The sequence below is a fragment of the Streptomyces sp. DvalAA-14 genome, from assembly GCF_900091855.1.
Classification (GTDB): Bacteria; Actinomycetota; Actinomycetes; order Streptomycetales; family Streptomycetaceae; genus Actinacidiphila.
Map to the genome: position 1 here is coordinate 1 of NZ_FMCH01000022.1, position 9,214 is coordinate 9,214.

Here is a 9,214-nt window from a genome sequence, read left to right on the forward strand (position 1 = left end):
CACCAGCACCGCGCCGCCCGGCACCGGCGGCCGGGAGCCGCCGGGCAGCAGCAGGTCGGCGGTGTGCAGCGTCAGCGCCACGCCCTCACCGGGCTTCCAGGATCCTCAACGTCGGGGTGCGCGGTGCCGCCTTCGATGGCCGTGGAGGACAGGTGGGAGACCACGTGGTCGTCCACCGGGTCGTTGGCCGGGTCGTCGTGGACGATCAGGTGCTCGTACGTCGTGGCCCGCTGGGCCGGCACCCGCCCGGCGGCCCGGATCAGATGGATCAGCTCCATCCGGTTGGAGCGGTGCTTGGCGCCCGCCGAGGAGACCACGTTCTCCTCCAGCATCACCGAGCCGAGGTCGTCCGCCCCGTAGTGCAGGGACAGCTGGCCGACCTCCTTGCCGGTGGTGAGCCAGGACCCCTGGATGTGGGCGACGTTGTCGAGGAAGAGCCGCGAGACGGCGATCAGCCGCAGGTACTCGAAGAGAGTGGCCTGCGTCTGGCCCTTCAGGTGGTTGTTCTCCGGCTGGTAGGTGTACGGGATGAACGCCCGGAAGCCGCCGGTGCGGTCCTGCACGTCGCGGATCATCCGCAGGTGCTCGATCCGCTCGGCGTTGGTCTCGCCGGTGCCCATCAGCATCGTCGAGGTGGACTCGACGCCCAGCCGGTGCGCGGTCTCCATGATCTCCAGCCAGCGCTCGCCCGACTCCTTGAGCGGCGCGATGGCCTTGCGGGGCCGGGCGGGCAGGAGTTCGGCGCCGGCGCCGGCGAAGGAGTCGAGTCCGGCCGCGTGGATCCGGCGGATCGCCTCCTCCGCGCTGACCCCGGAGATCCGGGACATGTGCTCGACCTCGGAGGCGCCCAGCGAGTGGATCACCAGCTGCGGGAACTCCCGCTTGATCACCGCGAAGTGCTCCTCGTAGTACTCCACGCCGTAGTCCGGGTGGTGGCCGCCCTGGAACATGATCTGGGTGCCGCCGAGTTCGACCGTCTCGGCGCAGCGCCGCAGGATGTCGTCCAGGCCGCGGCTCCAGCCCTTGTCGGTGTCCTTGGGGGCCGCGTAGAACGCGCAGAACTTGCACGCCGTCACGCAGACGTTCGTGTAGTTGATGTTGCGTTCGATGATGTAGGTGGCGATGTGCTCGGTGCCGGCGTACCGGCGGCGGCGCACCGCGTCGGCGGCGGCGCCCAGCGCGTGCAGCGGGGCCGAACGGTAGAGGTCCAGCGCCTCCTCCGGGGTGACCCGGCCGCCCTGCGTGGCGCGGTCGAGGACGGTTGCGATGTCGCTCGACGGGGAGGTCGGGGAAGTCACCGGGGCGGTCCCTTCGAAGAGGTCGGTCGGACCAGGCCAGCGTACGCCAGCCGGTCCGCCTCCCTCGGGAAGGGACCGCCGCCCCGGCACGTTCCGGTACGGCAAGGGCCCGCCGATCAGCCGCCGAGGCCCTTGGCCAGCTGCTCGTCCGCCTGCTGGAACGCGTCGGCCGCGCTCTCCAGGAACTTCGCCATGCCGTCGATGCCCTCGATGGTCTTGGTGGCACCGGAGTTGAACTCGGTGTACGACTGGTCGAACTGCTTGGACGAGCGGTCCGTCACATAGCCGCCGTTCACCAGGTCCTGGACGTACTTCTGCAGCGAGTGCAGCTTCTCGGTGATCTCCTGCTGGCCGGAACGCAGCTTGCCGGCCGCATCCCTCATGTCCTGATACGTGACGTTGACATTCGCCATAGCGGCTCAAGCCTCCCGTTGAGCATGCCGCAGGGCCGGCCCCCGTGGCGCTGCTGCTTCAACTTACAGGCGGGGACGCGGCCTTGGCAGCCTCTGGTTCCCCGCGGCAGCGGGCCGCGGGGAGCCGGGCGGGGGCCCTCAGGCGGAGGGGAGCAGCTCGACCCTGGCAGACGGCGGGAAGCCGACCCGGCGGGCGAATTCGGCGATGCCGGTGAGCTGGTCGGCGCCCAGCGAGAAGTCGAGGGTGGTGAAGTAGCGCCGCAGCAGGTCCTCGTCGAATGCCTCCCAGCGGGCGGCCTGCTCGGCGACCTTGGCGACCTCCTCCAGCGAGAGGTCGCGGGAGGCCAGGAAGGCGCGGTGCACGTCGTGGACGGCTGCCGGGTGCGCGGCGAAGTAGTCGCGGCGGGCCGCCCAGACGGCGAAGACGAAGGGCAGGCCGGTCCAGTCCTTCCACATCTGGCCGAGGTCGTGGACCTCCAGGCCCAGCCGCGGGGCCTCGTGCAGGGACGCGCGCAGCGCCGCGTCGCCGATCAGGACGGCGGCCTGGGCCTCCTGCATCATCAGCGACAGGTCGGGCGGGCAGCGGTAGTAGTCGGGGCGGACGCCGTACCGCTCGGTGAGCAGCAGTTCGGCCAGCCGGACCGAGGTGCGGCTGGTGGAGCCGAGCGCGACCCGCTGGCCGTCGAGCTGGCCGAGCGGCACCTGGCTGACGATCACGCAGGACATGACCGGGCCGTCGCAGCCGACCGCGATGTCCGGCAGGGCGACGAGCTCGTCGGCGTGCCGCAGGTACTCCATGAGCGTGACCGGGCCGATGTCGAGGTCGCCGTCGACCAGCTGGGCGCTGAGCTTCTCCGGGGTGTCCTTGGTCAGCTCCAGATCGAGCAGGGCGCCGGTTCTGGCCAGGCCCCAGTAGAGCGGGACGCAGTTCAGGAACTGGATGTGGCCCACCCGGGGGCGCACGGGGCTGCTTACCCCGCGGCTCTCTCCACTCTCTCCGCTCTCTCCGCTTACGTCGCCGATTGCGTCACCACGCGCAGATGTGTCCATATGCCGGACGCTACTCCTGGGTTCGTCCGGAGCGGCGCCGGGGTGTCCGTGGCACGCCGTAAGGGCTTTATCACCCGATGTCCACGCCTGTCCCCCACGGCTCCGCCGCCGCGCCCGCTCACGCGCCCGTCGGCGCCCCCCGCCTGCGCGGCGACCGTCCCGGGACCGCCCGGGGACGGCTCGCGCGACCCGCGAAAGAGAGATCTTCTTGCCCTTCCCCGGCCCAGACCGCACATGCTAGGCTCATCGCAAGTTGCAGTTTGGTTTCCTTGCAGTACTAAAGCCTGCGGAGCATGTAACCCGCAGGCTTTTGTAATTTTCAGACTTCGCAGTTGCAGGTTCTGGAGCAGGGCAACCCTTTGGGCCCAAGGAGGGCTTTATGGCTACCGGAACCGTGAAGTGGTTCAACGCTGAAAAGGGCTTCGGCTTCATCGCCCAGGACGGCGGCGGCCCGGATGTCTTCGTTCACTACTCCGCGATCAACGCCTCCGGCTTCCGCTCCCTCGAGGAGAACCAGCCGGTGACCTTCGACGTCACCCAGGGCCCGAAGGGCCCCCAGGCGGAGAACGTCACCCCGAACTAGTTCCCGCTAGTCCGGTTTTTCCACGGCGCGGTCGCGCCCAGAACCTGCCGTACCAAGGGGCCCCGCACACCTAGCGGGGCCCCTGCCTCTTTTCCGCCTCTTCTCCCGCGCTATCGCCGTCCCGCGCTACCGCCGTCCCGCGTACAGCGCCTCGACCTCGGCGGCGAAGTCCCGCAGCACCGCCGATCGCTTCAGCTTCATCGACGGCGTGAGGTGGCCGCCCTCCTCGGTGAAGTCCACCGGCAGCACCCGGAAGGTACGGATCGACTCGGCCCGGGACACGGTGGAGTTGGCGTCGTCCACCGCGCTCTGCAGTTCCGCGATCAGCTCCGGGTCCTCGGCGAGCGCGGTCGGCCGCAGCCCCTCCTTGTGGTGCATGCGCTGCCAGTGCGCCAGACCGTCCGGCTCCAGGGTGAGCAGCGCGGCGACGAAGGGCCGGTTGTCGCCGACCACCATGCACTGGCCGACCAGCGGATGGGCCCGCAGCCGGTCCTCCAGCGGGGCGGGCGCCACGTTCTTGCCGCCCGAGGTGATGAGGATCTCCTTCTTCCGTCCGGTGATGGTCAGATAACCGTCCGCGTCCAGCTCGCCGAGGTCCCCGGTGGCGAACCATCCGTCGGCGCCGCCGCCGGGCGCCCCGGACGGCAAACCGGAAGGCCCCCAGTACCCGGCGAAGATCTGCCCGCCCCGCAGCAGCACCTCGCCGTCCCCGGCGATCCGCACCGCCGTGCCGGGCAGCGGCCAGCCGACCGTGCCGAGCCGAGGGCGCAGCGGCGGCGTGACGGTGGCCGCCGCCGTGGTCTCGGTGAGGCCGTAGCCCTCGAAGACCGTCACCCCGGCGCCCGCGTAGAAGGACGCCAGCCGCCGGCCGAGCGGTGAGCCGCCGCAGATCGCGTACCGGACCTTGCCGCCGAGCGCGGCCCTGATCCGCCGGTAGACCAGCGGGTCGTAGAGCGCGTGGGCCAGCCGCAGGCCCAGCGACGGGCCGGGCCCGGCGCCGGTCTGCCGGGCCAGCAGCGCCTCGCCGTACCGCTGGGCCACCCCGGCCGCCCGGTCGAAGGAGGCGGCCCGGCCCAGCTTTTCCGCGGTGGCCCGGCCGGTGTTGTAGACCTTCTCCAGCACGTACGGGATGGCCAGCAGGAAGGTCGGCCGGAAACCGGCCAGGTCGGCGAGCAGGTCCTCGGTGGCGATGCTGGGCGCGTGCCCGAGCCGGACCCGGGCGCGCAGACAGCCGACCGCGACCATCCGGCCGAAGACATGGGACAGCGGCAGGAACAGCAGCGTGGACGGCGGTTCGGTGCTGACCGCCGTGAAGACCGGCTGCAGCAGCTCGATGGAGTTGTCCACCTCGGCGAAGAAGTTGCCGTGGGTCAGCACGCAGCCCTTGGGCCGGCCGGTGGTTCCGGAGGTGTAGATCAAGGTGGCCGTCGACGCGGGACCCAGCCCCTGGCGCCGCGCGGTGACCAGCGCGTCCGGCAGCGCACGGCCGTCGGCGACGATCTGGTCGACCGCGCCCGCGTCGAGCTGCCAGAGCTGCCGCAGCCCGGGCAGGTCGCCGCGCCTGCCGGTGATCAGCCGGCTCTGCTCGACGTTCTCCACCACGCAGCCGGCCGCGCCGGAGTCGGCGAGGATCCAGGCGGCCTGGGAGGCCGAGGAGGTCGGGTAGATGGGGACGGTGATCAGCCCGGCCGCCCAGCCGGCGAAGTCCAGCAGGGTCCAGGCGTAACTGGTCCTGGCCATGATGGCCAGCCGGTCGCCGGATTTCAGCCCGGCCGCGATCAGGCCCTTGGCCACCGCGGTGACCTCCTGGGCGAAGACGGCGGCGCCGACGTCCTGCCAGCGGCCGTCGGCGTCCTTCCGGCTGAGCACTGTCTCCCCCGGCGCCTCGGCCGCGTTGGTGAACGGTATGTCCGCCAGGCTGCCGCGCTCGGGCGGGGCCACCAGCGGCGCCACGGAGGCCTGCACGACCCGGGCGCCCTCGGTGAGCGTCTCGGGGACCGCGGGCGCGGGCAGGGTGGCGGCCCCGGTCGGCGCCGCGCCGGAAGAGGGGGGTGGAGGTGCCTGGTGCACGGTCATGTCGGCGGCTCCGGTGGGTGGGGGTACGGGTGGGATCCGGCGGGTGCGGGTGCGGCCGGTGCGGGGCGGCCACGGGCCCGGGTCCCGTCCCGGTTCGGGCGGCCGGATCGGGCGGGCGGGCGGCGGGCGGCGGGCGGCGTCAGTACCGTTCGAGCACGGCGGTCACGCCTTGGCCGCCGGCCGCGCAGATCGAGATCAGCCCGCGGCCGGGGGCGTCCCGTTCGGCCAGCAGCTGGGCGAGGGTGGCCACGATCCGGGCGCCGGTGGCGGCGAAGGGGTGGCCGGTGGCGAGCGAGGAGCCGACCGTGTTGAGCCGGGTCCGGTCGATGCTGCCCAGCGGCGCGTCCAGGCCGAGCCGCCGGGTGCAGTAGTCCTTGTCCTCCCAGGCGGCGAGGGTGGCCAGCACCTGGGAGGCGAACGCCTCGTGGATCTCGTACAGGTCGAAGCGGGACACGTCCGGCGGCAGTCCGGCCCGGGCCAGCATCCGGGGTACGGCGTAGGCCGGAGCCATCAGCAGGCCGTCCGAACGGGGGCCGTCGGACACGTAGTCGACGGCGGCGGTCTCGTACGCGGTCAGGAAGGCCAGCGGCGTCAGGCCGCGGGCGGCGGCCCACTCCTCGCTCGCCAGCAGGACGACGGCGGCGCCGTCGGTGAGCGGGGTGGAGTTGCCGGCCGTCATGGTGCCGTCCGGGCCGCCGTAGACGGGCCTGAGGCGGGCCAGTTTCCCGACCGTCGAGTCCGGGCGGAGGTTCTGGTCGCGGTCCAGGCCGCGGTAGGGCGTGACCAGCGGGTCGAGGAAGCCCCGGTCGTAGGCGGCGGCGAGGCGCTGATGGCTGGCGGCGGCCAGTTCGTCCTGCGCCTGGCGGGTGATGCCCCATTGGGCGGCGGTGCGCGCGGCGTGCTCGCCCATGGACAGGCCGGTCCGCGGCTCGGCGTTGCGCGGGATGTCCGGGACCAGGTGGCGGGGCCGTACGGCGGCCAGCGCCCGGACCCGCGCGCGCGGCGAGGTGGCGCGGCGGGCGGCGAGCAGGACGCGGCGCAGCTCGTCATTGACGCCGAGCGGCGCGTCGCTGGTGGTGTCGGTGCCGCCGGCGATGCCGGAGTCGATGACGCCGAGCGCGATCTTGGCGGCGACCGCGAACACCGACTGGAGGCCGGTGGCGCAGGCTTGCTGGAGGTCGTAGGCGGGGGTGGCCGGGTCCAGTACGGAGCCGAGCACGGTCTCGCGGGCGAGGTTGAAGTCGCGGCTGTGCTTGAGCACCGCGCCGGCCACGAACTCGCCGACGCTCTCGCCGGCCAGCCCGGTCCGCGCGGCGAGCCCGTCCAGCGCGGCGGTGAGCATGTCCTGGTTGGAGGCGGTGGCGTAGGGCCCGTCGGAGCGTGCGAAGGGGAGCCGGTTCCCGGCGATGACGGCGACGCGGCGAACGGACTGCATGCGGTTCCCTCCGGGGGGTCTGCGGCGAACTGCGGTCGGTGCGGGGGTCGGTGGCCCGACGACGGCGGCCCTGCCCGGCGGCCGGGGCTTGGCCGGAGCAGCACCGCGCCAGTAGCCTTACCGCCGGTAAACTTACTCCAGAGTAAGGAGAAGGCCAATGGCCGATCGCTACCTGCGCCTGACCGGTACGGCCCCGGGCCGCTTCCTGACGCGGCGGCTCGGCCTGCCCCAGCCGGCCCCGCTGCGCCGGTGGTCCGCCGAACACCCGTCACTGGACGGGCCGGTGCTGCGGCTGGCGGCGGGCGAGGCGGCGCCGGCCGGGACGCAGCCGTACGCGGCGGTCGTGCTGGACGCGACCGGCATCGCCGATCCGGCCGGGCTGCGCGCGGTGCACACCTCGCTGCACCCGCTGATACGCCGGATCGCGCCCTGCGGGCGGGTGGTGGTGCTCGGCGCCCGGCCCGGCGACGGCGATGTCCAGCAGGCCGCCGCCCAGCAGGCGTTGGAGGGATTCGTCCGGTCGCTGGGCAAGGAGATCGGCCGGGGCGGCACCGTGCAGCTCGTACGGCTCGCGCCGGGCGCGGCGGCGGACTCGACACTCGGCTTCCTGCTGTCGCCCAAGTCGGCCTACGTGTCGGGGCAGGTGATCGAGGTGGGCCCGGCGGCCGGGGAGCAGCCGGACGGCGACCGGCGGCGGACCGCGCTGGTCACCGGCGCCGCGCGCGGCATCGGCGCGGCGGTCGCCGCCACCCTCGCGCGGGACGGGGCACACGTGGTGTGCCTGGACGTGCCCCGAGCCGGGGAGGCGCTCGGCGAGCTCGCCGCCCGGCTCGGCGGCACCGCCCTGCCGCTGGACATCACCGCGCCGGACGCCGGCGAACGGATCGGGGCCGCGCTGGCGGAAGCCGGCGGCGGCCTGGACGTGCTGGTGCACAACGCCGGCATCACCCGCGACCGCAGGTTCGCCAACCTCGACGCCGACCGCTGGGACGCGGTGCTGGAGGTCAATCTCGCCAGCGTGCTGCGCACCACCGAGCACCTGCTCGAGGCGGGCGTGCTCAACGACCACGGGCGGATCGTCGCCACCGCGTCCATCGCCGGAATCGCCGGCAACGCGGGGCAGACCAACTACGCGGCCTCCAAGGCCGGGATCATCGGCTTCGTACGGGCTCTCGCGGCCGACCCGGCGCTGCGTGAGCGGGGCATCACCGTCAACGCGGTCGCGCCCGGCTTCATCGAGACCGGGATGACGGCGGCGGTGCCGCTGTTCATCCGTGAGGCGGGACGGCGGATGAACTCGCTCGGGCAGGGCGGCCAGCCGGTGGACGTGGCGGAGGCGGTGGCCTGGCTGGCCTCGGCCGCGTCGGGCGGGATCAGCGGGCAGGTCGTCCGGGTGTGCGGTCAGTCGCTGCTGGGGGCGTGATGGCGCTGCTGATCACGCTGGCCCGGGGCGCGGTGGCGGGCGTCGGCAAGCGGCCCGCCGCCTTCCGGGGCGAGTTGCCGCCGTTCCGGCTGGCCCGGCCCGAGGTGCGGATCGACCCCGGGCGGGTGGCGGCGTACGCGAAGGTGTGCGGGTTCGCCGAACCGGCGGACGGCGCGCTCCCGCTGACCTACCCGCACATCCTCGGCTTTCCGCTGGCCGCGCGGATCATGGCGGCCCGGGCCTTTCCGCTGCCGCTCGTCGGCCTGGTCCACACCGGGATCACCGTCACCTCCCGCCGGACGCTGCGGGTCACCGACCGACCCGAACTCAGCGTGCGGGCCGAGGAGTTGCGGGCCCACCGGCGGGGCACCGAGGTGCTGATGGTGACCCGCGCCCGGCTGGGCGGTGAGGTGGTGTGGGAGGACCGCAGTACGTATCTGGCCCGCCACGGGACGCGACACGCGCCCGAGCCGGCCCCGGAGCCGGCCGGCGAACAGCCCGCTGCCGGCCCGGAGTTGCCCGAGCGGGCGGTGTGGCGGCTGCCCGCCGACCTCGGACGGCGCCATGCCCGGGTGACCGGCGACTACAACCCGATCCATCTCTACCGCTGGACGGCGCGTCCGCTCGGCTTCCGCCGGCCGATCGCGCACGGCATGTGGACACTGGCGCGCTGCGTCGCCGAGCGGCCGCAGGTGCGGTACGTGTCCGCCGAATTCCGCCGGCCGGTGCTGCTGCCCTCCACCGTCCACTACGCCGCCGACGCGGAGCGGTTCGCGCTGCGCGGGCCCGCCGGGGTGCATCTGACCGGCTGGGCGGACCTCACGGAGCCCAGCGCCGGCCCTGCATGAGACCGGCCAGGCCCGACCAGGCGAAGTTCATCAAGGTGGCCGCGTTCTCCCGGCCGGATCGCCCGGGCTGCCCCGGTTCGCCCCGCGG

General features: G+C 73.4%; 8 protein-coding genes. 3 read left to right on the plus strand and 5 right to left on the minus strand.

The genetic code is table 11. From position 1 onward, the window contains the following. Nucleotides 1-71: 71 nt before the first annotated feature. From mqnC to GA0115240_RS01470, 3 genes are all read right to left on the minus strand, one after another. Entirely contained in the window at nt 72-1,298 is a 1,227-nt protein-coding gene (gene mqnC, locus GA0115240_RS01460; protein ID WP_093734819.1) for a cyclic dehypoxanthinyl futalosine synthase, read from the minus strand. Between the two features lie 116 nt (nt 1,299-1,414). Continuing rightward, a complete protein-coding gene (locus GA0115240_RS01465; RefSeq protein ID WP_093734820.1) occupies nt 1,415-1,711 on the minus strand; it encodes a WXG100 family type VII secretion target in 297 nt (98 codons plus the stop codon). A 138-nt stretch (nt 1,712-1,849) separates the two neighbouring features. Beyond that, nucleotides 1,850-2,761 (minus strand): menaquinone biosynthetic enzyme MqnA/MqnD family protein, encoded by a 912-nt coding sequence (locus GA0115240_RS01470; RefSeq protein WP_093734821.1) that lies wholly within the window; start codon nt 2,759-2,761, stop codon nt 1,850-1,852. A 379-nt stretch (nt 2,762-3,140) separates the two neighbouring features. Between GA0115240_RS01470 and GA0115240_RS01475 the strand changes: the two genes are divergently transcribed. Beyond that, nucleotides 3,141-3,344 carry a cold-shock protein gene (locus tag GA0115240_RS01475; RefSeq protein WP_033177709.1) on the plus strand — a complete coding sequence of 68 codons (204 nt, stop codon included), beginning with the start codon at nt 3,141-3,143 and terminating at the stop codon, nt 3,342-3,344. 126 nt (nt 3,345-3,470) lie between these two features. On the opposite strand, the gene GA0115240_RS01480 is transcribed toward GA0115240_RS01475, so the two are convergent. Both GA0115240_RS01480 and GA0115240_RS01485 read right to left on the minus strand, forming a co-directional pair. Then, nucleotides 3,471-5,420, minus strand: a complete 1,950-nt coding sequence (locus GA0115240_RS01480; protein ID WP_093734822.1) for an AMP-dependent synthetase/ligase — start codon at nt 5,418-5,420, stop codon at nt 3,471-3,473. A 139-nt stretch (nt 5,421-5,559) separates the two neighbouring features. Next, nucleotides 5,560-6,855: an acetyl-CoA C-acetyltransferase gene (locus GA0115240_RS01485; protein ID WP_093734823.1), complete on the minus strand. Its 1,296-nt coding sequence runs from the start codon at nt 6,853-6,855 to the stop codon at nt 5,560-5,562. A 157-nt stretch (nt 6,856-7,012) separates the two neighbouring features. On the opposite strand from GA0115240_RS01485, the gene GA0115240_RS01490 reads away from it, so the two are divergent. Both GA0115240_RS01490 and GA0115240_RS01495 read left to right on the plus strand, forming a co-directional pair. Next, entirely contained in the window at nt 7,013-8,278 is a 1,266-nt protein-coding gene (locus GA0115240_RS01490; RefSeq protein WP_093734824.1) for a 3-oxoacyl-ACP reductase, read from the plus strand. Continuing rightward, nucleotides 8,278-9,126: a MaoC family dehydratase gene (locus GA0115240_RS01495; protein ID WP_093734825.1), complete on the plus strand. Its 849-nt coding sequence runs from the start codon at nt 8,278-8,280 to the stop codon at nt 9,124-9,126. Before GA0115240_RS01490 ends, GA0115240_RS01495 begins: the two co-directional genes overlap by 1 nt. Nucleotides 9,127-9,214: the final 88 nt, after the last annotated feature.